A 24,872-nucleotide genomic window follows, 5' to 3' on the forward strand; every position below is an offset into this window, starting at 1 on the left:
AAGCGCCTCCGATGACACCCTCGACGCACGTATCCACCGGGTGGCCCGAGCCGCTGGAACCAGCCGGCCCCGGTGCCCTGCTGCGCGCCGCGCACCCGCCGCTGCTGGACGAGCTGGACTACCTCCTGATCACCGCCCTGCAGACCTCGCCGCGCGCCGAGTGGGCCCAGATCGGCAAGGCGCTCGGAGTCGACGCCTCCACGGCGGCCCGCCGCTGGAACCGGCTCACCGAGGCCGGTCACGCCTGGCTGAGCTGCTACACGGTGGCCGTGGGACCGGCGGTGCCGATCATCGCCTTCATCGAGGTGGACTGCGCGGCGGGTTCGCTGCACGCGGTGGCGGCGGAGATCGCGGACGATCCCCACCTCATCACCATCGAGCACATGAGCGGCTCCAGGGACCTGATCCTGAATGCGGCCTTCCCCGACCAGGCAGCACTCACCCGGTACGTCGGCTTCCGCCTCGGCCGGCTGCCCGGCGTGTCCGCGACCCGGACGCAGCTCGCCACCGTCGTGCACACCGAGGGCAGCCGCTGGCGGCTGGACCGGCTCGGCCCGGACAGCAAGGACGTGCTGGCGGCGGACCGGCCCCCGGTGGCCACGCCCCGCCGGGGGCTGGCCGCCCCCGACACGCTCGACACCCGGCTGTACCTGCTGCTCAGCGAGGACTTCCGGCAGCCCGCCGCCCGGCTCGCGGAACGGCTCGGCGTCAGCCCCACCACGGTCCGCCGACGGCTGGAGCGCATGCACCGGCAGGACGCCCTGGTCTACCGCTGCGAGGTGGCGCGCTACCTCTCCGGCTGGCCGATCTCCGTCACCCTCTGGGGCGCCGCACCGGCGGCCGAGACCTCACGGATCGCCGCCCAGCTGATCCGGATGCGCGAGACCCGGCTCTGCGCCTCGCTCTCCGGGCCGCACAACCTGATGCTCACGGTGTGGCTGCGCTCCCCGCAGGACATCGCCGCCTTCGAGGCCCGACTCGCCACCCGGTTCCCCGAACTCGTCGTCGCCGACCGAGCGGTGGCGCTCTGGCAGCTGAAGCTGGCGGGCCATCTGCTCGATCCGCGCGGTCGCCACATCAGGGGCGTGCCGGTCACCTTCTGGGAGGACAACGACGCGGAACGGGCGCAGGACGCCCTGCTGGAACGGCTGCGCGCGGGCCGCTGACACACCCCCGCGCGCCACCGCAAGAGCTGTCCGCCCGGTCGGCCGCAGCAGGTGCATTGCAGGCGCCACCCCGCCGAAAGACCCCATGGCCGCACCCCGCACGGCCCGCCCGCTCCGACCGGCGGTGCTCAGCGCCCTGATGCTCGCGGCATTCACCTTCAACACCACGGAGAACCTGCCCGGGAAAGGCTGATCGAGCTGATCTCGGCCGACCCGCGGGTGCCGGCGGCCGCGGTGGGCCGGCTGGTCACCGCCTACGCGCTGACGGCCGCCGTGGTCTCCCTGCCGGCCGCCCGCGCCACCCGCTCGGTGCCGCGCCGCCATCTGCTGACCGCGGTCCTGACCACGCTGGTGCGGGCCAGTCCCGTGTCGGGCCTGGAGATCAGCCTGGCCGGCGCCGAGGAGAACCTGACCCAGCTCAATGCCGCACTCAAACCCTCGGTGATCCACCTGAGCCTGCCCATCCTTGGTCAGATCGCCGGACGCTGCAGCACCCTCTGACCACCTGATTCTCTCGGGCTACCCAGTCATAGCGCCGGAGTCCGGCGGAAGCTCGAGATCCCTCGTCCGCCTGAGCAAGGGATCACGCGGCGGGCGGCCACCCGAACTGCGGGCCCTGGGACGGGCCGCGTGTTCGGCAATTCCGCACCGACGCACGCCCTCAATGCCAAGGCATACCCGCAGGCTGCGGCACATGCGTGGACGATCCGTACACGCCCACCCACGCGGGTTCTCTCCCCGCGCGCAAGCCCCCTGTACTACACGGGCGACCAGTCGCAGAACACCCGCAGCCGCGCCCGCATCTGCCCCACCGGGCGGGCCAAGGACAACGGTGACGCCAGCGCCCTGGTCGACGTCTCCGACGAGTTGAACTGTGACGAGTGCGCGTTCACCTCGTCGTACAACAGCGGTGGCATGTCCGCTGCCGAGAGCGGACTGAACCCTGCCACGGTGGCCGGCAGCACCCCCCGACCGGCAATGCGTGTATCGACACCTACGCGAAGAAACTGGGGACAGCGGTACACCCGTTCAGCATTAACGGCACCGACCCGACGTTCAGCGAGTGCATGCCGACCATCAATGTCCGGCATGCACAATAAGGAATCCATGGGCGGAAACTTCGGGACGTTCATGCGTGCCATGCGGATCATGGACAAGGACACCTACTGGCTAGACACCCGTATGACCGCCGGGCAGCACATGCCTGCACGGCAATGCCACACCGGACGTCTGCAAGCTGACCACCCAGTAGAAGTCGCCCCGCGCAACGGGACCGGCCCCCGCCCGCAACGGGGAGGCGGCCGGTTCTGTGTTCCTGTCACACCATGGATATCAGGACCGATGGCAGTTCTCCGGCCTGTACGGCGGCCTGGTCAATGGACAGACCGGTGTAACTGCCGACAGCGCTGAACACTGCCGCAGGCAGCCGCGCCCCGTACTCTTCGTAGCACGCCACTACTTCGGCTTCACCTGTGTCAGGCAACGACGGATACACCGCTCCTGCTGCACGCAATGCCTCATCCAGACCGGATAACTGACCAGTGTCAGCTCCGAAGCCGGCTCGCCAGGCGTGGCCGTCCCCCGGCGCATGAATGATCATCGAAGGTGGGCTCCACCTGTCCAGCGTGAGACAGATGATCTCCTCGTCACGGCGGTTTCCTGCCAGTCGAGGGGGCACCCGCGTCCAGGATTCGGGGTCAAGGCCCAAAGGGCACCCGTACCGACGAAACTGCACGTAACTGGCATCAGATACTGAGCGAGGGCCCAGTCATGGGCGCTGCGGTTGCCCAGACACGCAAGCCAGGCCCACCTCCGCCGCCTGATACACCAGCGGGAGACGAGAACACCACTCTGAGCGGAGTCCGTCCGATCACTGGCCTCTCAGCCTACTGGCCGGTATACAGGCAAGGTTGGTTCCGCTGAGCACGAACCGCCGAGCGGCCAGGCGCCCTCTGACGTCTCATGCACCCTAGTCACTGCTGCCCGGCCGAACGCGGATCGTCGGAATTTCCAGGGAGAGCATGATGATGCATTGGACGCGTCCGGGCGAGGCCGTATTCAAGCGACGCGCCGCCATCACGCTGGCCGCGCTGAGCAGCTGCGCGCTCACCGTCGGCTTCACCGGCACGGCCTCGGCCGCGCCGCGGGATGCGCACGGGACACCCCGCTCCAGCTACGTGGCGCTGGGCGACTCCTACACTTCCGGCCCTCTGATACCCACACAGGTGGACGCCAACTGTGCCCGTTCCGACCACAATTACCCGTCGATCACCGCGCGCGAGCTCCACACCACCTCGTTCACTGACATGAGCTGCGGCGGTGCGACGACCGCCGAGATGTGGCAGGCGCAGGGCACCAACGGACCTCAGCTGGACGCGGTGAAGAGCGACACGGATGTCGTGACCCTGCAGATCGGCGGCAACGACGTCGGCTTCGGCTCCATCATCGGCACCTGCGCCGGCCTCAGCGCCACGGACCTCGCCGGCAACCCCTGTCAGCAGCATTACAGTGCCGCAGGCTACGACCAGTTGACCCTGAAGATCATCCAGACAGCGCCCAAGGTCACCCGCATACTGCGGGAGATACACCACAAGGCCCCCCACGCGCGCGTAGTCGTCGTCGGCTACCCAGACCTCCTTCCCGACGACGGCACCGGCTGCTACCCCACCGTCCCCTTCGCCGCGAAGGACTTCCCGTACCTGCGGAACACGGAAAAGCGCCTCAACCTGATGCTACGCGCGGTGGCGCTGTTGAACCGGGCCGACTACGTGGACACGTACGGACCGACGGTGGGCCACGACATGTGCAAGGCACCCGCCGACCGGTGGATCGAGCCGCTGCGCCCCGCGGCGCCAGCCGCTCCGGCCCATCCCAACGCGAAGGGCGAGCAAGTCATGGCACAAGCGCTCCTCAAGACCCTCAGCAAGGGCGCCGGACACCACTGACCCACTCCGCGGACGGGCGGGCGCATCGGCCCTGAGGCGCAGGGCGAAGATGGACGCACCCGCGCAGCAAGCATGAAGATCCAGGCAGCTGGCGGAGACCACGTCCGCGGGCGCGGAATCAAGTCATCCCACACCAACCTGTTCGGCCTCTCCGGTCAGCTCGGCCAGGATCTCGTTGACCCTCGATCAGTCGTGAGAATTTCTCATCACCCAGCCCCACACGAACGCACTCCATGACACCGGCAGCCCCTCCCACTCATTTAGCGACGTAGTTGGCCTGTCGGGCCAACTGTGCACACGCGGGAAACAGCTTCGGGCGTGGACGGTGGCGTGCTGGTCAGAGTTCCCGGTCCGCCGAAGCGGAGGTGCTTGCGGCCGAGGAAGCGTGCTCGGGGGTAGCTGGAGCCCAACCACGAGAACGTCGATGCGCTCAACGAGCCTGGGCGTGCGGCGGGCTGTGGTCGAGTTCAGGCGCTCCGGGCTGTGGTGACGTTCTCGATGAGAGTGGCGATGACCGCCTCGTCGGGGCCCGGATCCGGCTTGAACGTGGCGGGCTTCTCGGGGGGGATCGGCCCGGTGGTGTCCAGGACGTGCATCGTCGCGATGACGCCTCCGACCCGTACGGCGGTCACCAGGGTCCAAGGAAAGCCTCCGTTGTCCAATCGGGACAGGGCCCGGTAGCGCAGTGCGCTCTCCCCGGGGGCCGGGACGCCCAGCGCCTCGGTCGCGACGGGCGCCTTTCCGATTGTGTTGCTGAAGCTGAACCGGCTGCACACCCCGCCAGCCTCGCGCAAGCCCTCAGTAGGGAGGCCGCGGCCGGTCCGGATGGAGGCGTGGCGCCTCGGCATTCCTTCGTTGTCCGAAAGGGACGAGTTGACCGGAGGCAGTCTCCGTTTTACGCTCGAAAAGGTACGGAGGCGGTCTCCGTTTCGTGCGGTGGTCGAATCGTGTACGGCAGGAGGGCATATGGGCGGCAACAGGGAACAGCAGCAGGGGCGCAGGCCCCGTGCTGACGTCCAGCGCAATCGCGCGACTCTCCTGGAGGCGGCCCAGCGTCAATTCCTGCAGCACGGTGTCGGCGCATCGCTGGATGCGGTGGCCAAGGAGGCGGGCGTCGGGGCCGGCACGCTGTACCGGCACTTCCCCACCCGGGAGGCGCTGCTGGCGGCCGTGCTGCAGACACGCTCCGAGGAGCTGGTGGCCCGCAGTGAGGACATCGCGCGGCTCGGCGACGCCTCTGAGGCGCTGCGCCAGTGGCTGCGGGCGATGGAGGAGTACTTCAGTGCCTTCAGCGGACTGCCGGAACCGCTCATGGCCGCGGCCCGCGCACAGGAACCGGGCAACCCTCTCACCCTCCCGTGCGACCAGCTCATCGCCACCACCGACGAGTACGTACGGGCCGCGCAGCAGGCCGGGGACACGAGAGCGTCGGTGAAGGGGTACGACCTCTTCCTCGCGTCTGTCTCGGTGGCCTGGGTCAGGGGCACCGGCACCGTCGACGAGGAATCACTCGACCGACTGCGCGCGCTCGTCGAAGACGGTTACCGCGAGCACGACGTCCAGAACAACCGCACATAGACCACCGGCCACCGCCCTGCCCCGGGCGGGCTGCCGGGAGAGCCATGGGAAGGGCGCCGCGACACCCTTCCTCCTGAACTGCGGGCCATCCGGCCCGCACGCCCACAGCCATTACATCTCGCCCCCCTTTGCCCGGGGAGAGATGCACCTCCAGTAAGGACAAATTATGCGAATTGGCATTCTCGGAACGGGAGCGATCGGGGCGGAACTGGCGCGCGTCTTCAGCGCGGGCGGGCACGAGGTCGCCGTGGCCAACTCCCGGGGCCCCGAGACGATCGATGCGGACGTGCTGAAATTCGGGGCGCAGGCGGTGACGGCCGCCGACGCCGTACAGAACAAGGACGTCGTGATCCTGTCCGTCCCGTTCTTCAAGGTCCCGGACGTGGCCGGCCTTTTCGCCTCCGTACCCAGCGAGACCATCGTCATCGACACCACCAACTACGTCCCCTTCGGGGCGTGGAACGTTCCTATCGAGGGAGTGGGGCAGGGTCAGGCCGAGAGCGTGTGGGTGGCCGAGCAACTGGGGCGGCCCGTGGCCAAGGCGTGGAACGCGGTCCTGGAGGCCACCTTGAAGACCAGGGGCGTTCCCGCGGGAACGCCGGGCCGGATCGCGCTACCGGTCGCGGCCGACTCCGACGAAGCGCGGGACGTGGCCATGCGTCTGGTGGACGAGACCGGCTTCGACCCCTTCGACGCGGGCAAGCTGGCCGACTCCTGGCGCCAGCAGCCGGCGACGCCCGCGTACTGCACCGAGCTGACCCTCGACCAGCTGGGACCGGCCCTGCAGGCGGCTGACCAGGAGAAGACCCCGGCCATCCGTGACCGCCAGCTTCAGTACCTGGCCTCTCTCCCCTCCCTGCCCCCGCTGGACGAGATCGTGGAACTCAACCGCTCCCTGCACCTCTGACCGCTGACGCCGACCGCACCTCCGACACCGACGGACCCGGTACCGGGGTCACCCATGCCCCGGTACCGGGCAACTTGAGAGAAAACGTCTTGTCCACCGCAGCCATACCCTTCACCAACCTCGCACGGTCCCGGCACTCCGTGCGGAAGTTCCTGCCCGAGCCGGTGGCGCCTGCGGAGATCCGCGGCGTGCTGGAGGACGCGCAGGCAGCGCCGTCGAACTGCAACACGCAGCCCTGGACGGTGCACGTCGTCTCCGGCGAGGCACGGGACGCACTGAGCAAGCAACTCCTCCAGGCCGACGAGGAAGAACGACTCTCGCCCGATTTCACCTTCGACTACGCCGACTTCGGCGAGGGCACCTACCTCGAGCGGGCACACCACCATGCCGCGACCCTCTACGGAGCCATGGGCATCGCCCGCTCGGACCGGGCGGCCAGGAAGGCCGCGGCACGCGAGAACCTGGACTTCTTCGGCGCACCCCATGTCGCTTTCCTCTTCATGCCGGCCTTCGGGGACGGGGTGCGGGCGGCGGGCGACATCGGCATGTACGCCCAGAACTTCCTGCTGTCGCTGACAGCCCGAGGACTTGGCGGCATTCCGCAGACCATGCTCGGTTTCCACGCCGACACGGTCCGCGAGGTTCTGGACGTACCCGCGGACCTCGAGCTGATGTTCGGCATCTCCTTCGGCGCCGCCGACGAGACCGCGCAGGCCAACGGCTTCCGCATGGAACGGACCGCCCTGGAGCAGAGTGTCATCCTGCACGACACCCCCGGAGTCCTCGGCCAGCAGCAGGCGCCGGTTTCACCGGGCCCGTCTGCTGTGCGGCCGCACCCGGACAGGGCGCCCGCCTCGACCGGCTCGGCGCTCCTCCCCTGACTGAAAAGAAATGCCTTCATGAAACGCTGACAGGCAAACGAGTTCGGCGCGCCTGGCTGCGTAGGTGGAAACGAAGAACGTCTGTTGGCGAGAGCTAGCAGCACCAGGAAGCAGGGGATGCTCCGAGTGTTGTTGAGAAGTAGGAGCGGCACCGGTGCCAGGGAATGGCGGTGACGTCGACTTGGCGGCGTCCGTATGCTTCGGCGGGTGAGTCTGGTCGAGGTGGTTCCAGGGCAGTTCGAGGTTGTTGTTCGGGGGTCGGGGGCGCAGGCGCTCTCTGTCCGGTTGTTCGACTGGTCGCGGGCGGATGAGTACGAGTTCGCTTTCGCTGTGGAGGCCATCGATGACGGTGTGCGTGCACGGCTTGAGACCGTGACCGTGACGGTCTGGGACGCCATGAGCGAGTTCTTCGATGGCCTCGCGCGCGACTTCCATGGCTGGGAAGGCGAGCGGATCTGGAGCAATAACCACCTGATCGTGACGGCGACGTTCGGCTCGGGCGGTCATGTGTATCTGCGCTGGACCCTGCGATCCGGCTTCTTCCCCGGCGACTGGAACTGCACCGTGACGACCGTGATCGAGGCCGGTGAGGGGATGACTGCCGTAGCCGCTGACCTGCGGGAATTCCTGCGCGAAGAGTAGGTTGTCGGCAGTCGGCCCGTCAGGAGGGGATCCTTGCCCAGACGGTTCTCGAACTCAGCAGCGGGCACGGCGCCGACGTCATCTACGACACGGTCGGCGGCAAAACATACGCCCAAGCCACCGCCGTCGGCCGCGGGGGACGCGTGCTCCTGGTCGGCTTCGCCAGCGGCAAGTGGGGGCAGCCCGACGCCCAGCACATCCTCTTCAACGACTACTCAGTCGGCGGAGCCCTTGCCCTCTTCCGCTCCGGCACCGAACGCGACCTCACCCAAGAGGCCCTGTCCGCGTTCCTGCGCGACGGATCAATCACCCCGCCCGACACCGAGACCTACGGATTCGATGACGTGCCTGCCGCCAATACCAGCCGCAACGGAGGCACGGTCGGCCAGGCCGTCGTCACCGTCGCCCGCGAGACCGATTCCCCGGCCTGAGCTTCCCCTCCCCTGCTCGCTGCCCTGGGCCGGCAGCCGAGAGGAATGCCGAGGCAGAGGGCGGCGGAACGGCGGGAGCCACCCAGGCCGTGTTCTGGAAGTTGCTGGTGTGCTGGGTGGGCCGTCGGGGAAGGTCGCGGGCCGCCATCCAGATCGTGGGGGTGCGGGCTTGCGGTTGCCGCTGCGGCAGCTTCTACCGTCCTTGACAGGGCCGGAGAAACCGGTCCGGTGACGCGATCGTGAGGGAGAGGGCGATGGACTGGCCTATCGCGGAGGTCGCTCGGATGTCGGGCGTGACCGCCCGGACCTTGCGGCACCACGACGAGGTCGGCCTGCTGCCGCCCGCCCGGATCGGGGCCAACGGCCACCGCTACTACGAGGAGCAGCAGCTGCTGCGGCTGCAGCAGATTCTCGTACTGCGGGCACTGGGTGTAGGCCTTCCCGAGGTCGGCCGGATCCTCGCCGAGCAGGTCGACGAGGTGGACGCCCTGCGCGGGCACCACCGGCGGCTGCTCGCCGAGCGTGACCGGCTCGACGCCCTGGCCGGCACCGTCTCCCGCACGATCGCCGAACTGGAACACTCCAGAAAGGACGGCAACCCCATCACCATCAACCGACCGGAGAACCTGTTCGAGGGCATCCAGCCCTCCCAGTACCAGGAGAGCCTGCACGACTTCCCCGAGCACGCCGAGGAAGTCGCCCGCACGGTCGCCGCGATGACCCCGCAGGACATCGAGGCCGGACAGCGCGAGCGCACGACACAGATGATCCTGCTGGCCGACCTCATGGCCGCCGGCCACCCGGCCGACGCCGCGCCCGTGCAGGCCCAGATCGACTCCCAGTACCAGGCCATGACCGAACTGCGGCCCGTCACCGCCGAGGAATACCGCGCCGTCGGACGCTCCTGCGTGGACAACGACGCCTGGCGCGCCGCGTACGAGGCGATCGCACCGGGCCTGGCCGCGTACCAGCGCGACGCCATCAAGGCGTACGCCACGACCCGGCTCAGCTGACTGCTTTCCGGGCTGTCCCGCGAGACCAGCCCGGAGAGCAGTTGGTTCGTCGCACCAACAGGCGCACCTCGCCCGGTCTATCAGTTGCCGAGCGAGGTGCTGCCCGTCATCGTCACCATCGAACCAGGTCGAGTGAGTACCTCCCGACGAGCGAAACGATCGCTGCTGGTACTCGCGAACGAAGCCACCCTGGGCTGGCACTTACGCCAGATCACAGCCATTCGTTGATAGCTGCGATGAGGATGCTTGCTTCGAAACGGAGCGCAAGCTTGCCGAACCGGGTCGCCCCCGCCCGGTTCCGTTTCAGCCAGTTGATGCCGCACTCAACCGCGTGCCGGGTCTTTTAGTCCTCGCGGTCGACGGCCGGAGGCCGCACGCCAGCCGTTCCCCAGCGTTTGCGGTGGCCGGCCTGATCGGCAGGTTCCGGGATCGTGCAGAGGATCCCGCGCCCACGTTGGAACGCACGGTTCGCGCGCGACGCATACGCCGTGTCGCCCCGCACCCGCAACGAACGAACCCGCGGCCGGCCCAGCCCGACACTCGGGACCCGAATCACTTCCAGCACCGCCCTGAACTGCGGGCTGTCTCTCCGCTGACCTGATGTGGTCGGCAGTGATAACGGCCTGTGCCCTTGCTCGCAGGCCAGGTGATCTTCGTCGTCCAGCCCCCGCGGGACCGGCCCAGGCCATGGTCGTCGTGTTCGGCCCGCTTGCCGCCAGGCGGCTCCTGCTGGGCTTGGCTGTTGCGCCGGGCACCGGCCGCGTGCTGACGGGCCCGGCAGACCGTGGAGTCGACGTTCACGTCCCAAGTGATCAAACCGGCCGCGTCCGCCCGAGCCTGCAGCCCGGTCAGGATCGCCGACCAGACACCATCGCGTGTGCCGGGGCCGGGTCACCATGTAGGTGACCCCATCGGCGATGTCCGCGGGGACGAGGCGCTCGTGCTGCTGGTTGAACGGCCGGGGCGGGGGTGCCGGTAGGGGAGCTTCGGTTGAAGGTTTTGGTCATCGTCGGTCCTCCGCTGGAGACGATCTCGGGCCAGGAACCGATCCAGGCCCTATGGCGCCGTGCTGCGTCTGCGGCTTACCCACTGACGGGAGCCGGGGTCGGGGCCGGCCTCGAAAGGAGGGCCCCACAGCAGGTCGTGCCTCCTGCGGGGCCCCGGTCAGCCGGCTTTGGTCAGCCGAACTTGACGTCGCTGCACAGGAAGTACTTCTGGTCCATGTGCGATGCCTTCCAGACGGTCACCACGACGTGCCGTCCGCTGTATCCCGACGTGGTGACGTCGGTGGTGTAGTGCGCCTGGTAGGGGTAGCGGCCGGTCCTTTTCACCAGCTCGAGGTCATTCCACCCGATCAGCTGGTACTCCGGGTTGAAGCCTTGCCTGGTGACGTAGACCTCGAGCCAGTCCGCGCCGTGCCGTGCCTCGTCGTACAGGTCGACGGTGAAGTTGGAGTCGAGACTGGTGGTGATCCACGGGCCGGGGCGGTCGAGCGGTCGGTAGTTCGTCTCGCCCTGGCCGCCGGCGCTGCAGATCTGGCCGTCGGGGATGACCTGCTTGTAGTTGTCCCCGGTGTTGTTGGCGTATACGGCCTTCCACGCGCCTATGGCGTTCGCGTTCTCGTGGTAGGTCCGGTAGCACATGGGGTCCTGGGCCTCGTTCGGCTCGCTGTAGCCCCACCGCTGCAGGCAGCCGTAGTTGCGCGTCTGGGGGCGATGACCGTGCCGTGGGCGGACGCTGTCGGTGCCAGCGGAAGCAGGCAGAGCAGGCCGGTGGCCAGGACGCCGGCGCTCACGGCCGTACGGCGGGTCGGTTTTGCGGATGCGAGGTTCATGCTCTTCCTCCGTGTGTCGGGGTTCACCGGCCGATCCGGCCAGTGAGTTGCGTGTGCATGACAAGTGATTGACTGGGTGGTTCAGACGTGGCTGCGGTCGCTCACCTCCCTGCGAGTGCGCTGCTTGAGCTGCGCGGTACCCGGCAGCTCGGTGAGGGTCCACCGGCCGGGGCCGAGGGCGGCGATGAGCAGGAAGGCCCAGCAGAACAGCGCGGCCTGCTCACCACCGTTCTCCAACGGAAACAGCCCGTCGGGCTGGTGTTGGACGAAGTAGGCGTAGGCCATGGATCCGGAGCACAGGAGAGCTGCCGGGCGGGTGGCCAGTCCGGCCAGCACGAGCGCTCCGCCGAGCAGTTGGATCGCTGCGGCCCACCATCCGGGCCACTGCCCGGTGCTGGGCGCCTGGCCGTGGGGTCCGCCTAAGACGTCGAAGAGGGTGGCTGCTCCGTGGCAGGCGAAGAGCAGCCCGATCACGATGCGGAAGAGACTTAGGACTGGCTGTTCGAACCTGGTCGATGGCATGTGCGGGCTGTCTTTCTGCGAGGTGATAGGTGGGGGCGCCGCTCCGTTGGCCACCGGTGGCCGCCGCGGTGGCGGCCGCCGACGCCGAGTCTGACTAGGCAGTCAGGTTGAACTTCTGGCTGGCCCATGTACCGCAGTCCCACAGGTGGAGGCGGGCTCCGTCGGCCGCGCTCTGGCCCTCGACGTCGAGGCAGCGGCCGGACTTGAGGTTCTTCAGGGTGCCGTTGGACTGGAAGGCCCACTTCTGGCTGTCCCAGCCGCCGCAGTCCCACAGGTGCGCCTTGGTGCCGTTGGCGGTGGCGCCGCCGTCGACGTCCAGGCACTTGCCGCCGGACTTGAGTTGCTGGCCGTCGAGAGTCCACGTCATCGAGGCTGTGTTGGCGCAGGTCCACTGCTGGATCGCGGTGCCGTTGGCCGTGCCGGCTCCGGCGCGGTCGATGCACTTGGCGGTGCCGCCGTTGACGATCTGGCCGGAGCCCGTGCTCGGGTCAGGGTCCGGGTTGGTGCCCCCGGGGCCCCAGGCGTTCCAGTTGTCCCAGTTCTCGGCGTCGAAGCCGAGCCGGCCGAGCTTGTCCGCTCCCCAGTTGGTCCCGGCCTTGCTGATGACGGTGCCGCCGACCGTGTAGTTCTCGAGCTTGAGGCCCTTGCTCTGGCTCGTCTCGTTGCCGAGGGTGACCTTCTGGCCGGCGGCGTTGGTGTGGCGCCTTAGCAGGCTGACCTGACTGCTCGGGTCGAGGTCGCTCCACTCGTCGATCTTGAGGTTCTTGACGTGGATGTTCTCGGTGCTGGAGAGCGCGAAGACGCGGATCGCGCAATTGGTCTTGCCCTCGACGGTGATGTTCTCGAACGTCATGTTCTTCACCCACGTGCTGGGGTCGGCCTTGGTGGTCGAGCCCATGTCCTCCCAGTGAGAGGAGGAGTTGAGAATGCAGGTGTTGTACTTGACGTCCTTCCAGTACATCCGGTTGTGGATGACGTCAGTGTTGCTCACCCGTACGTTGTCGATGCTGCGGGGGGTCCAGCCCCACTGGATGACGGGGCCGTTCTCGTTCTTCCAGATAACGGTGTTAACGATGGTGACATCGCTGTGGTACATCTTCAGCACGTCATCGTTGGCGTTGAAGAACGTGTTCTTCATGGTGCTGCCGCGGTAGAGCTCGATGCCGTCGGTCTGCCAGTACCAGGAGCCGACCTGCTTGTAGTTGTCGACCCGCATCTGGAACGTCTGCTCGTTGCCGTAGACGACGAACGAGTGGTACGGCGGCTCATTGATCGTCACGCCCTGCAGATCCAGGTACTGCTGGGCGTCGGCGGACTGGAACTGGAGCATCTTCACGCAGGAGGCGTGACAGTTCGACGCACCGCTGAGGTGGTCGTAGTTGTTGTTGGTGTCCGCCTCGTAGACGTACTGCTCACCGGAGAGGACTCCGTACCCGGTCACCTTGTACAGGCCCTGGTTGTCGTGGAAGAAGCGGAAGGCGCCCTTCACGTAGGCCCCGGGCGCCAGGTATACCCACCTGACGTTCGCCGGGAGCACCGCGTGGTACTTCGAGCCCATGGTGTAGGTGCCCGGGCGGAAGTAGATGATGTCCTGGCTGACGTTGTTCAGGTTGGTGACCTGGCCGGGCTCGGGGTAGTGGATGCTTCCCGACGCGGCGGTGGGGATCAGGCGCTCCTTCTCCGTGCCGGTCGGCGTCGGCTCGGCGAAGATCATCATGGAGTTGCGCGGCTCGGTGTGGATGGCCCGGTTGCCGCCACCGCTGTTCGTGGTCAGCTTGCCGGCTTCGTTCGCCGGGCCGGACATGTCGTTGTAGGCCGTGTACAGCTGCGGGTCGAACTCGACCGAGAAGCGGTAACCCTTGGTGCTGTAGGGCACCTTGACGCGGACGGTCTTGCTGTTGACGAGTTCTTTGGCAAAGTTCAAGTTGCTCGGCTTGATCTTGACCTGGTCGGCCGAGGTGATGCTCTGGTCGGTGCGCAGCGACACATCGACCCACACGTCGGCCGTGTACTGGAAGGACGACCAGCTCATGGTGAGGTTCGCGGAGGCGGAGAATTCCGCGCCGTCCTCCTCGGTGTAGCCGATCTTTCCTTTTCCGCTGCGGGGGATGCTCATGTAGGCGAACGAGTCGTACTTCGTGGTCGGTGCCGCGGCCGTGGCGACCTTCACGTCGTAGAAGGAGGACCGCCGGACCTTGTCACCGCCCACCGGGCTGCTGGTGTTGAACTCGTGGTTGTCGTGCCACCAGGTCTGCAGTTGCGCGCTGTTCGCGGTGTCTCCCGCCGCTCCTGCTGCGGGTGCCGGGGCCGCGGCGGCAACGGCTGCCGTGGGGACGAGCTGAGCCGGCGGCAGGGGCGTGACCGAGGCCAGAGCGCTGGCGGGCACGACAGCGCCGGCGAGCGCCAAGGCCAGGCCGGCGGCGATGGCCGCCAGCGTGTTGAGCCGTCGCAGTCTTCCTGCGGGCATGTTGAAGTCCTCTCCTTGATGAATCGGGGCGTAGCCCCAGGCGCCGGCCAGAGGCGGGCACCGATACGGGGCCGGAAGCTGAGGCCGCTGCCTGAGGGCGTCATCGGTGTGCGGCTGTCCGCTAGAGGTGCGGACCGCACGGCAGCCGCCCGTGCGGCAGACGGGGCCTGCTGATTCCTCTCCTCTCGGGGGGAGTTGCAGGGCGGAGTTCAGGCGTGGGGATCAGCCGCAGGCCGGGGCGCAGGACACCGGTCCTGCGACCGGGACGACCGCTCCCCCCTGACCCGAGGGGTGAGGGGCCGCGGGTGCGCCGGAGCCCTGAGGCCCACGGCTCCGGCACGTGTCCGGCTGCCGGTTAACGTCCCGTCATTTCTTCGTCGTGTCAATGAAATACGCGAGATTCGTCGACGGTGATGGCGAGTGAGGAACTGGCAAATACGGCAAACGCTTGCAATACGGTCACACTAGGTGATCGGCGGTGACCCATCACGGTTGCGTAACGCACTGTTTTCTTTCTTGACGCACTAAAAGGGTGGGGGACACACTCCCGTCATACGCAGTCGACAGGGCGCATCCCGGTCGGCGGCGTCGCAGCCGCAGGAGGCACGATGATCCCCGTAAAGCCTGGCGACACCGGATTCACTGCTGCTGGGACACCGCGGCGCCCACATCGGGTTCGATGGCGATGAGCCGCCCCCGAGCGTCCTGACCGACAACCACCTGGAGGTACCGCGTGATGAGCCCGTCCAAGATCCGGTTTTCGGAGCTTGTCAGTGAGCAGACCCGTGCGGAGATCTTCGCGACCGTCCTCACCGCTGGGCCCATCTCGCGCACCCAGCTCGCCCAGCGCCTTGGCCTGGTGCCCTCCTCGGTGACCCGCATGCTGCCTCCGCTCCTCGAGCACGATTACTTGCGTGAGAGCGACACCGCGCCGAACGGCCGCGGGCGGCCGCAGAAGATGCTGCACGTCAACCCCGACAAGCATCTGGTCGTGGGTCTGAAGATCGGTCCCGCGCAGGTCTCGGGCGTCGTCACAGACATGGCGGCCAACGTCCTGGTCCGCGCCGAGGAGCCCTTGGATGACTGCACCCCTCGTACCGCCCTGTCCGCCGCGGCCTCCCTGACCGGCAGGCTCCTTGCAGAGGCGCCCGACGCGGCGGACAGGGTTCTCGGCCTCGGAGTAGGAGTCAGCGGCCACGTCGACTCGACGGCCGGGATCTGCCGCTACTCAGCCTTGCTCGGCTGGAGCAAGGTCGACGTGGCCGGCCCTCTGATGGAGGCCACCGGACTGCCGGTGGTCGTCAACAACGACGTGAATACCCTGGTCGTCGCAGAGCGCTGGTTCGGTGAGGGTCGGAACATCGACTCCTTCGCCGTGGTCACCGTCGGTCCCGGCATCGGTTGCGGCCTTCTCCTGGACGGCTCCCTCTTCTCCGGCGCCACCGGACTTGCCGGAGAATTCGGCCACCTTCCCCTGGATCCCGCCGGGCCCATGTGCAGCTGCGGCCGCCGCGGCTGCCTGGAAGCCCTGGCGGGCGACCGAGCCGTCCTGCGCCACCTCCGAGATGCCGGCATCGCCTGCGACACGATCGCTGAGGCCATTGGCCTCGCGCGCAGCGAAGGCGGTTCGGCGAGCACTGTCGCCCGCTCCGCATTCGCCGAGGCCGGCACCGCCCTCGGGCGGGGCATGGCCGGCATGTGCAACCTGCTCAACCTGCAGAAGATCATCATCGCCGGGGAGGGTGCGGTCGCCTATGACCTCTTCGGCCCGGCCATGACCACGGCACTGGAAGCGCAGGCGTTCTCTTCGGCGGCAGCGGACTGCGACATCCACGTCGACCCCGTCCGGCACGATCTCTGGGCCCGAGGCGCGGCCTGCCTCGTCATTCGCGACGCGGTGGGCGCCGCGATTTCCTGACCCCACCCGGCCGCCCAGCTACGCCCGTGGCCCCGAACGCTTCAGCGATGTCACTAAAAGTAACCAACCGAACGCGATGAGGTTTGACGTGCCCGTGAATGAAGCCAATCCCGCCGACTCCTGGTGGAGCGAGGCGGTGGTCTACCAGATCTACCCGCGCAGCTTCGCCGACTCCAACGCGGACGGAATCGGCGACCTCCAAGGCATCATCGAGCGTCTCGACCACCTGTCCCAGCTCGGCGTCGATGTTCTGTGGCTCTCTCCGGTCTACCCGTCCCCGCACGACGACAACGGTTACGACATCAGTGACTATCAGGACATCGACCCGCTCTTCGGAACTCTCGACGAGTTCGACCGGCTCCTGAACGCCGTCCACGAGCGCGGCATGAAGCTCGTGATGGACCTGGTGGTCAACCACACCTCCGACGAACATCCCTGGTTCACCGCGTCCCGCGACGGCGGCCGGCAGGGGAACAAGCGGGACTGGTACATCTGGCGCCCCGCCCGCGACGGCATGGAACCGGGCACCCCGGGTGCTGAACCCAACAACTGGGGCTCCTTCTTCTCCGGCCCTGCCTGGACGTACGACGAGCCGAGCGGCGAGTACTACCTGCACCTGTTCTCCCGCAAACAGCCCGACCTCAACTGGGAGAACCCCGTCGTTCGCCAGTCGGTCCACGCCATGATGCGCTGGTGGCTCGATCGCGGGGTCGACGGGTTCCGTATGGACGTCATCAACCTCATCTCCAAGACATCCGGCCTGCCCGACGGAGCCGTGCACGAGGGCAGCGGGTACGGGGACGGCAGCCCGCACTACATCTGCGGCCCCCGCATTCATGAGTACCTCGCCGAGATGCACCGCGAGGTCTTCGAGGGCCGTCCGCGCCAGCTGATGACTGTCGGGGAGATGCCCGGTGTCACCGTGGAGGAGGCCAGGCTCTTCACCGACCCCGCCCGCAGCGAGGTCGACATGGTGTTCCAGTTCGAGCACGTGGGGCTCGACCAGGGCCCCGGCGGGAAGTTCGACGTTCGCCCGCTGAAGCTGACCGACCTCAAGGCCAGCCTCGGCCGCTGGCAGACCGGCCTGGGCGAGACAGGCTGGAACAGCCTGTACTGGAACAACCACGACCAGCCCCGCATCGTCTCCCGCTTCGGCGACGACAGCCCCGCCTACCGCGACCGCTCCGCCAAACTCCTCGCCACCGTGCTCCACCTGCACCGCGGCACCCCGTACATCTACCAAGGCGAAGAGCTCGCCATGGCCAACGCCCCCTTCGCCTCCATCGACGACTTCAGGGACATCGAGTCCCTCAACCACCACCGCGAGCAGACCACTCTCGGAGTCGACGAGGAACAGATCCTGGCGGGGCTGCGCCACCGAAGCCGGGACAACGCCCGCACTCCCCTCCAGTGGGACACCACTCAGAACGCCGGCTTCACCACCGGCGTCCCCTGGATCGCGGTGAACCCCGACCACACCCGCGTCAACGCCAAGGCTCAGGTCGCCGACCCGGACTCCGTCTTCCACTACTACCGCCGCCTCATCTCCCTGAGGCACACCGAACCCGCCCTCACCCACGGCGACTTCCACATGCTCCATCCCGACCACGAGCAGCTCTACGCCTTCACCCGCCACGACGCGGCATCCGGCACCGAACTGCTGATCCTCGCCAACTTCAGCGGAGCCGACCTCACCGTCGACCTGCCCGACGGCTGGGAACACAGCGAGACCCTCATCGCCAACGTCCCCGCCACGACACCTCTCACGGCCCCGCACACCCTGCAGCCCTGGGAAGCCCGCGTCCACCGCCGCACCGCCTGACCAGCCCCACCTGAACACCCGTACCGCCTCCCCCCGCACCGCCCTGACCCTGCACACCCAAGGAATCCTCATGACGAACATGCGCTTCCGTGCTCCACGCCGCACCACCCGGCGAGCCCTGCTCGCCGTGACCGCCCTGGCACTCATGGCACCGCTGACCGCCTGCGGCGGCGGATCGGACACCGCGGCCGGGGACGGCAAGACTCTGCGCCTGTGGCACTACGAGCAGGAGGACGGCGCCCTCAGCAACGCCTGGGACGCGGCCATCGCGGAGTTCAAGAAGACCCACCCCGACGTGAAAGTCGTCTTCGAACGCAAGACGTTCGAGCAGATACAGCAGAACGCCGGCATGATCCTCAACTCCGACAAGGCGCCCGACGTCATGGAGTACAACAAGGGCAATGCCACCACCGGACTGCTCGCCAAGCAGGGCCTGCTCACCGACCTGACCTCCGTCGCGAAGGAACGCGGCTGGGACAAGAAGATCAGCGAGAGCGCGTCCGTCACCGCCCGCTACGACGCCAACGGCGAAATGGGCGGCGACAAGTGGTACGGCATCCCGAACTACGGCGAGTTCGTCCTCTCCTACTACAACGACGACCTGTTCAAGAAGTACGACGTGGCCAAGCCCACCGACTTCAAGAGCTTCGAAGCGGCGCTTGCCAAGTTCAAGGCAGCCGGCATCACACCCCTGGCCAACGCCGCCAACGACCACCCCGCGGGGCACTGGCTCTACCTGCTCGCACTCTCACAGGCCGATGACACCTGGGTCGACAACTACCAGCTGTACAAGGGCAAGATCGACTTCCACGGCCCCGAGTTGACCTACGCCGTCAACAAGTACAAGGAGTGGCTCGACAAGGGCTACTTCGAAAAGAAGGACGTCGGCCTCAAGGGCGCCGACATGACCGAGCAGTTCGTCTCCCGGAAGCGGCCGATCATGGTCGGCGGAAACTGGTGGTTCGGCGGCCTGACCACCGACATCAAGAACTTCGAATGGTCCACCGCCCCCTACCCGGGGAGCGAGAAGACCCTCGGCTCCGGCGGCAACCACTGGGTCGTCCCCACCAAGGCGAAGAACAAGAAGCTCGCCGAGGACTTCATCGACATCACCATGTCCGACAAGATCCAGAAGCGGATCGGCGAAGAGGGCAACGTGCCCCTCGCAGCCAAGCCGGACAGCATCACCAACCCCAAGGCACGCGAGCTCATCACCGCATTCAACACCCACCAGGCCAGCAACGGCCTCGCCTTCTACCCCGACTGGCCCGTCGCCGGCTACTACGACACGTGGATGGCTGCCACCCAGAACCTCATGAACGGCAGTAAGCCCGACAAGGTTCTCGACGAGCTCGCAGCCCCCTACGAGAAGTACGCCGCCTCGCGGCGCCGAGGCTGACACACCTCCTCGTCCAAGCGTCAGCCCCTTCACTTCCGGGGACGGCGGCTGCCACCGGGCCGCCGTCCCGCCCATCCAGGAGCCACAGTGAAAACCACACGACGTACGCGGCCCAAGGGGTACGCCGTCTTCCTCGCGCCGGGCCTGCTGCTGAGCCTGCTCTTCCTCGTCGTCCCTCTGGCGATGACCTTCTACTACAGCCTCACCCAGTGGCAGGGCATCGGAGACCCCACCTGGATCGGCTTCGACAACTACACCCGCCTCTTCAGCGACGCCGACTTCTGGGCCTCCTTCCGCAACATCGCCTTCGTCATCGTCGGCATCGCGGTCGTCCCGACCCTGCTCGGGCTCTTCCTCGCAGCCCTCTTGTTCGACTACATCGGCAAGAAGCACGGCGACGGCGTCGTCAGCCTCTTCCGCTCCGGCCTGTACCTGCCCCAGGTCATCCCGGTCGCCGTCACCGGCCTGATGTGGGGATGGATCCTCGCTCCAGAAGGCGCCGTCAACAGCGTCCTCGAAAAAGCCGGCCTTACCTCCCTCGCCGAAAACTGGCTCGGCGACCCCGACCTCGCACTCTGGGTCGTCCTCGCCGTCCTGGTCTGGATGCAGCTCGGCTACCCGCTGGTGCTGTTCCTGTCCGGACTCCAGCGCATCGACCCAGAACTCTACGAGGCAGCCTCCCTCGACGGCGCGACCTGGTGGCAACGCTTCACCCGCATCACCGTGCCCATCCTGCGCCCCGAGGTCTACGTCGTCCTGGTCACCACCACCATCGCCGGCCTGAAGGTCTTCGCCCAGATCTTCGTCCTCACCGGCGGCGGCCCCGGCAACTCGACACTGGTCCCCTCCTACTTCGCGTACCAGAACTTCTTCGAGCGGGCCGACGTCGGCTACGGATCAGCCATCTCCAGCACCATCACGCTGCTCGTGCTGATCATCGCCGGAACGATGCTCACCCGCCAGGCCCGCGAGGACGGATGACCGTGACCATGACCGCCGACCCCACCACGCCCACACCGCCACACGTCCCCACACCAGCCCTCCGTGGCCGAGGTACCCGACGCAAGACCCGCAAAGCCACCGGCAACCGCCGCACCCCAGGTTCCTACGCGGTCCTGGCCGCCATCGCCGTCTTCGTCCTCGCCTTCCTCGCACCCTTCGCTGTCATCCTGCTCAACTCGTTCAAGACCAGCGCCGACTTCCGGGCCCACGGCTCCCTGTCCTGGCCCACCGAGTGGAACTGGAGCATCATCGCCGACGTCTGGGACCGCGTCGGCTTCACCCAGAAACTCCTCAACAGCGTCCAGATCAGCCTCGGCGTCGTCCTCATAGCCGTCCTGTTCGCACTCTTCAACGCCTACGCCATCGGCATCGGCCGCGTCCGCTGGCGCACCGCCTTCCTCGTCTTCTTCCTCGGCGTCAACGTCCTGCCGCAAGAAGGACTCGTCTACCCCATCTACTACCTCTTCAAGGAAATGGGCCTCTACGACGGGAAACTCGGCTACACCATCCTCGTCGGCATCACCTACAGCGCCTTCGGCACCTACCTGCTCTCCTCCGTCTTCTCCAGCTTCCCCCGCGAACTCATCGAAGCCGCCTCCATGGACGGCGCCGGCCGCTGGACCATCCTGTGGCGCATCGTCCTGCCCATGAGCTGGCCCACCCTCTCGGTCATGTGCGTCTTCTTCTTCGTCTGGAGCTGGAACGAGTTCCTCTACCCCCTCGTCCTGCTCATCTCCAACGACAACCAGACCGTCCCCCTCGGCCTGTCCGTCATGCAGGGGCAATACACCAGCGACCCCACCGCAATGAGCGCCGCCGCCCTCCTCGGCGTGGTCCCGATGATCGTGTTCTTCCTCATCTTCCAGCGCTCCCTCACCCGCGGAATGACCGCCGGCGCCGTCAAGTAACCGCCCACAGGGCCCTATGACCGCCCCGGATCCGGCACAACCAGCCCCGCTGCCGGATCCGGGGCTCATCTATGCCCGGCACAAACAGCCAAATCGCGACGCCTACGGTCACTCCTGCTCCCAGTGGGGGAATCGCGGTACGTCCGAAAAAGCAAGATGTCGTCGAGCGCCAAGACCTCTGCGCAGGTTGTACCGCCCCACACAAAGCGCTTCACCCGGCCGGGTCACCGCACTGGTCGCGTTGCCCTTCGCGCATGGCGATTTCAGCGACGCGCTGAAGGGCCCTCTGGTACGCCTCGGCGTTGCCCGGGTGCTTCTGCCAGGCGCGGACTGTAAGGGAGGATGACTGCAGCGAGCCCAGGGGAATGCCGAGGCAGAAGGCCGCAGAGCGGCGGGAGCGGTCGGTGGCCATCTGGACGAGGCGGATCGCCGCGTCCCGGCAGAGCTGCCGTATCGGTGCGCCGAGATCGTCCAGCGGGGCCGCCCAGTGCTCGGGCAGGACAGCCGGGATGGTGCGAGGGCCGAGCCAGCCCCGGTGGGTAGGGGGCTGAGGGAGCGGTAGCCGTTGGAGAATGCCGGCGCGCGGCAGGGCAGGACATTGCGAGGTCCAGAAGTCGGTTGTGCCGTTCGCAGAGGAAGGTGTGCGGGAGCCGCCGGGAGCCCTGCCAGATGCGGTCGTCTGGGAGGTGAGCGGTGTCGCTCACGCAGTCGGGGCAGTAGCGGCTGAAGGCGGTGAGTACCCAGCCGTCGTTGGCCATGGTGACAGGGCCCTGGTGTCGCCCGTTCTCCAGCGGGAAACAGGCCACAGCAGGACCGCTCGGTGCTTCTGTCGGGCGTACGCAAGTTGTGCAGCCCTCGCGCGGTGAACCCGTTCTTGACCCTGCCGGTCGAGGTGCCCAGCGTGTCGTCGCTGGTCAGGCGCCTAGGAAGGATTCTTCCCATTGTGGACAAGTCACGCTGAGGGCACTCTCGCCACACGGCATCCGGGCAGCAGACGGACCAGCCGCCCCCGCGGGCAGAGAGGCACCCACGCGCGGGAATATCAACCGACCGAGGAGTACAGAGTGCAGCGCAAGATCAGTTTCGACCGTGACGGCGTGACCCTGGTGAGCAACCTGTTCACCCGGACGACCTCAACGAGAACAGCAGCTATCCGGCAGTGATCGTCCAGGGTTCGTTCGCCTCGGTCAAGGGCAGATGGCGGGAACCTACGCCGAGAAGTTCGCCGGGCAGGGCTTCGTCGCCCCCAGCTTCGACTACGCCCACTACGGCGAGAGCGAAGGACTGCCGCGCCAGTACGAGTCGCCCGCCGAGAAACTCAGCGACCTGAAGGCAGCGGTCACCTACCTGACCGGGCTGGCCTACGTGGAGGCCGTCGGCATGGTCGGCGTCTGCACATCGGCCAGCAACGCGGTCTACCTCGGCGCGGAGGACCCGCGGGTCAGGCCTGGCGACGATCACCGGGTTGCTCGTCAATGGGTCACAGGGCTTCTCCCTCATGGTGCTCGCTGCCGCTGGAGCGGCGGCGTCGGAGCAGTTGGTCAAAGGGGGTCACCGACGGCAGCGGTCCCGTGTTCGGCGGGAGGTGCGCGAGGCGCCGCTCGTGCTAGACGTGCCTGTGGCCGGCGTCTGTCCAGGAACCGCCGGGACGGACGCGCGGGTGGGTGGCTCGTCCTCTGCCTGCGCGGCCCTGCGAGCCTCCAGGGCGACCACGTCGGCGGGTCAGGGCACCGGCACGCAGAGCGGTGGCCAGGCCCGCAACCACGTACTCATGGGCGAGGTGCCGGTGGGGCCAGGTCAACCGGATCAAGATGCTCAAGCGCCAGATGTTCGGCTGAGCCGGATTCACCCTGCTGCGCAATCGCGTACTTGCCACCTGATCATCAGCTCGGTCCTCGGTGGTATGACTTCCCTTGCAGAAGACGAGTGGGGGCGAGGCACAGCATGGACGCAGTCGTAGCGATCAGCCTGATCCGCATGGCCGGCGCAGACCGAGCGCACCCTTCGGACGCTTGGCTGGTCCAGTTGGGACTGGACGCCTTGATGGCTGACATCGAGAGTCCCTCCCTGCCTCTGCTGGCGGGGCTCGCGCGCAATGAGCACAGACAGGCCCCTGAACTGTTCGATCTTGTGCTGGACGAGATGGGCCTGTTGCCGCTGACCTCAGAAGATCTTACGAAGGCACGATGGATCGCTGCCCGCTGGTGGGCAGCCCAGATCGTGGCGGGCCAGCTCGATCCGATCCGCGGAGCGAAGATGATCTGGTTGGAAGCTGCAGCCGAACTCGACTATCCCGATGCGCTGCAGCCCATCGTTGATCTGGCGACTGCAATCGAGCTGCGCAACGATGACCTTCCCGACCAGGAGCACGCCGGGGACGACGTCACCGCCGCAGCACGAAGCTTTCTCGCCGCAGAAGCACATCAGGACCACGGTCCCTCAACCGCCTCGCGTTACCCAACATGACCAGTTCACGGAAAGTGAGCCAGAACCCCACTGGGGTTCTGGCTCACTTTCCGTGCAGCTGCCACTCCGAGTAATGGCCGGGCGTCTCGGGCAGCTTCGGAATTCGCCCGAAAGTCATCCGTTGCCAGGGTGGTTGGGCTGAAAGTCCGGGCTGGACGAGTTCGGCCCGCTCGGCATTGGACCCACCGCCGGAGCCAGCTGGGCTCCCGCAGGCCACCCCGAGCGACACCCCGCGACCTATCGCCGCGCCCACGGGGTGCGGGTACTTCCACGGCTGCTACTCCGTCGGCGCTGACACACTGTGGGGCGTTAACCGCCGCAAGAAGGGCGCCAACAACACGCTGTCAGCACTCCGATCGCTCCAGGTAGCGGGCACGTCTCAGCCCGGTGACCGCGACGGCCTGGTGGGTGGAGTTCGTCGCCCGGCAGGTGCAGTTCCCGCCTCGGAGCTGGAGTCCTACGACGGGACGGGCCGCACGGTCGAGTACCACCGCGCGCAGATCTGGTAGCACCTCGGCTTCCGTGGGTGCAGCGTCGCGGAGCGTCGAGGGGTCCCCTCCAGCAACGGCGGCAAGGGTGCCATGAGCCCCTGTATCGGGGGAGAAAGCGATGAGCACGGCGGGCGCCCCGGCCTGTTAGGGGGACGAGAGGGGCAGTTGCCCGTCGAGGCCCGCCCCGTGACGGGGTGTGCGGCCACCGGCCGCCGGGTGGATGTCTTCGGGGGAGGAGGGCACTGGTTCGGCGCCGTGGCACCGTTGGTCGCGGCGGAGCCGCCTCACGCACGTTCGCGCGCTCCTACCTGTACCTAGCCTTCCGGGCGTCGCCAGCGGCGCACGGGCCGCTCTTCTGTAACCCCAGTCTTCTATAGGGACTCCCGCCTTCCCCGGGTCCCGGGAAAACCCGTTGTCGGTCCCACCTGCGTAAACGAATCATTTACGCAGGTGGGACCCGACAACCGAAAAACCGGGTGT

General features: G+C 67.4%; 21 protein-coding genes and 1 pseudogene. 16 read left to right on the forward strand and 6 right to left on the reverse strand.

Annotation, left to right across the window (positions count from 1 at the left end; genetic code table 11):
• The first annotated feature begins 11 nt into the window (after positions 1-11).
• Positions 12-1,166 carry an Lrp/AsnC family transcriptional regulator gene (locus ABZ434_RS30890; RefSeq protein WP_359143502.1) on the forward strand — a complete coding sequence of 385 codons (1,155 nt, stop codon included), beginning with the start codon at positions 12-14 and terminating at the stop codon, positions 1,164-1,166.
• Between the two features lie 219 nt (positions 1,167-1,385).
• Positions 1,386-1,667, forward strand: coding sequence for a hypothetical protein (locus ABZ434_RS30895; RefSeq protein ID WP_359143505.1), 282 nt, complete (start codon positions 1,386-1,388; stop codon positions 1,665-1,667).
• Positions 1,668-1,924: 257 nt separating this feature from the next.
• Here the strand turns inward: ABZ434_RS30895 and ABZ434_RS30900 are convergent, their stop codons facing one another.
• Both ABZ434_RS30900 and ABZ434_RS30905 read right to left on the reverse strand, forming a co-directional pair.
• Positions 1,925-2,116: a hypothetical protein gene (locus ABZ434_RS30900; RefSeq protein ID WP_359143508.1), complete on the reverse strand. Its 192-nt coding sequence runs from the start codon at positions 2,114-2,116 to the stop codon at positions 1,925-1,927.
• A 368-nt stretch (positions 2,117-2,484) separates the two neighbouring features.
• Positions 2,485-2,766, reverse strand: a complete 282-nt coding sequence (locus ABZ434_RS30905; protein ID WP_359143511.1) for a hypothetical protein — start codon at positions 2,764-2,766, stop codon at positions 2,485-2,487.
• Between the two features lie 424 nt (positions 2,767-3,190).
• Between ABZ434_RS30905 and ABZ434_RS30910 the strand changes: the two genes are divergently transcribed.
• On the forward strand, positions 3,191-4,111 hold the full coding sequence (locus tag ABZ434_RS30910) for an SGNH/GDSL hydrolase family protein (protein ID WP_359143589.1): 921 nt from the start codon (positions 3,191-3,193) through the stop codon (positions 4,109-4,111).
• A 467-nt stretch (positions 4,112-4,578) separates the two neighbouring features.
• On the opposite strand, the gene ABZ434_RS30915 is transcribed toward ABZ434_RS30910, so the two are convergent.
• The gene (locus ABZ434_RS30915; RefSeq protein WP_359143514.1) at positions 4,579-4,905 is read right to left on the reverse strand and encodes a hypothetical protein; all 327 of its coding nucleotides are present in this window, start codon (positions 4,903-4,905) and stop codon (positions 4,579-4,581) included.
• Positions 4,906-5,077: 172 nt separating this feature from the next.
• On the opposite strand from ABZ434_RS30915, the gene ABZ434_RS30920 reads away from it, so the two are divergent.
• The 6 genes from ABZ434_RS30920 (at position 5,078) to ABZ434_RS30945 (ending at position 9,563) form a co-directional block, all read left to right on the forward strand.
• Positions 5,078-5,689, forward strand: coding sequence for a helix-turn-helix domain-containing protein (locus tag ABZ434_RS30920; protein WP_359143517.1), 612 nt, complete (start codon positions 5,078-5,080; stop codon positions 5,687-5,689).
• A 166-nt stretch (positions 5,690-5,855) separates the two neighbouring features.
• On the forward strand, positions 5,856-6,596 hold the full coding sequence (locus ABZ434_RS30925; RefSeq protein ID WP_359143520.1) for an NAD(P)-binding domain-containing protein: 741 nt from the start codon (positions 5,856-5,858) through the stop codon (positions 6,594-6,596).
• Between the two features lie 89 nt (positions 6,597-6,685).
• Positions 6,686-7,477, forward strand: a complete 792-nt coding sequence (locus tag ABZ434_RS30930) for a nitroreductase (protein ID WP_359143523.1) — start codon at positions 6,686-6,688, stop codon at positions 7,475-7,477.
• Between the two features lie 207 nt (positions 7,478-7,684).
• Positions 7,685-8,119 carry a DUF6228 family protein gene (locus ABZ434_RS30935; RefSeq protein WP_359143526.1) on the forward strand — a complete coding sequence of 145 codons (435 nt, stop codon included), beginning with the start codon at positions 7,685-7,687 and terminating at the stop codon, positions 8,117-8,119.
• A gap of 29 nt (positions 8,120-8,148) precedes the next feature.
• Positions 8,149-8,550 carry a zinc-binding dehydrogenase gene (locus tag ABZ434_RS30940; RefSeq protein WP_359143592.1) on the forward strand — a complete coding sequence of 134 codons (402 nt, stop codon included), beginning with the start codon at positions 8,149-8,151 and terminating at the stop codon, positions 8,548-8,550.
• 254 nt (positions 8,551-8,804) lie between these two features.
• The gene (locus ABZ434_RS30945) at positions 8,805-9,563 is read left to right on the forward strand and encodes a MerR family transcriptional regulator (RefSeq protein ID WP_359143529.1); all 759 of its coding nucleotides are present in this window, start codon (positions 8,805-8,807) and stop codon (positions 9,561-9,563) included.
• A 1,178-nt stretch (positions 9,564-10,741) separates the two neighbouring features.
• Here ABZ434_RS30945 and ABZ434_RS30950 read toward each other — a convergent pair.
• From ABZ434_RS30950 to ABZ434_RS30960, 3 genes are all read right to left on the reverse strand, one after another.
• Positions 10,742-11,326, reverse strand: coding sequence for a lytic polysaccharide monooxygenase auxiliary activity family 9 protein (locus ABZ434_RS30950; RefSeq protein ID WP_359143595.1), 585 nt, complete (start codon positions 11,324-11,326; stop codon positions 10,742-10,744).
• A gap of 152 nt (positions 11,327-11,478) precedes the next feature.
• Positions 11,479-11,919 (reverse strand): DoxX family protein, encoded by a 441-nt coding sequence (locus ABZ434_RS30955; protein ID WP_359143532.1) that lies wholly within the window; start codon positions 11,917-11,919, stop codon positions 11,479-11,481.
• Positions 11,920-12,013: 94 nt separating this feature from the next.
• Positions 12,014-14,386, reverse strand: a complete 2,373-nt coding sequence (locus ABZ434_RS30960) for a family 49 glycosyl hydrolase (RefSeq protein ID WP_359143535.1) — start codon at positions 14,384-14,386, stop codon at positions 12,014-12,016.
• Between the two features lie 736 nt (positions 14,387-15,122).
• Between ABZ434_RS30960 and ABZ434_RS30965 the strand changes: the two genes are divergently transcribed.
• From ABZ434_RS30965 to ABZ434_RS30995, 7 genes and pseudogenes are all read left to right on the forward strand, one after another.
• Complete coding sequence (locus tag ABZ434_RS30965) at positions 15,123-16,304, forward strand: ROK family protein (protein WP_359143538.1); 1,182 nt, start codon at positions 15,123-15,125, stop codon at positions 16,302-16,304.
• 88 nt (positions 16,305-16,392) lie between these two features.
• Positions 16,393-18,126: an alpha-glucosidase gene (locus ABZ434_RS30970; RefSeq protein ID WP_359143541.1), complete on the forward strand. Its 1,734-nt coding sequence runs from the start codon at positions 16,393-16,395 to the stop codon at positions 18,124-18,126.
• A gap of 70 nt (positions 18,127-18,196) precedes the next feature.
• Positions 18,197-19,525, forward strand: coding sequence for an extracellular solute-binding protein (locus tag ABZ434_RS30975; RefSeq protein WP_359143544.1), 1,329 nt, complete (start codon positions 18,197-18,199; stop codon positions 19,523-19,525).
• An 87-nt stretch (positions 19,526-19,612) separates the two neighbouring features.
• On the forward strand, positions 19,613-20,506 hold the full coding sequence (locus tag ABZ434_RS30980) for a sugar ABC transporter permease (protein ID WP_359143547.1): 894 nt from the start codon (positions 19,613-19,615) through the stop codon (positions 20,504-20,506).
• Positions 20,503-21,435 carry a carbohydrate ABC transporter permease gene (locus tag ABZ434_RS30985; RefSeq protein ID WP_359143550.1) on the forward strand — a complete coding sequence of 311 codons (933 nt, stop codon included), beginning with the start codon at positions 20,503-20,505 and terminating at the stop codon, positions 21,433-21,435. The genes ABZ434_RS30980 and ABZ434_RS30985 overlap by 4 nt, the downstream gene beginning before the upstream one ends.
• Positions 21,436-23,379: 1,944 nt before the next feature.
• A complete protein-coding gene (locus ABZ434_RS30990; protein WP_359143554.1) occupies positions 23,380-23,901 on the forward strand; it encodes a hypothetical protein in 522 nt (173 codons plus the stop codon).
• Positions 23,902-24,055: 154 nt separating this feature from the next.
• Positions 24,056-24,272, forward strand: a pseudogene (locus ABZ434_RS30995) (IS630 family transposase); the annotation flags it as partial.
• Between the last annotated feature and the right edge of the window lie 600 nt (positions 24,273-24,872).

The sequence above is a fragment of the Streptomyces sp. NPDC005761 genome (genome assembly GCF_040630635.1).
Classification (GTDB): domain Bacteria; phylum Actinomycetota; class Actinomycetes; order Streptomycetales; family Streptomycetaceae; genus Streptomyces.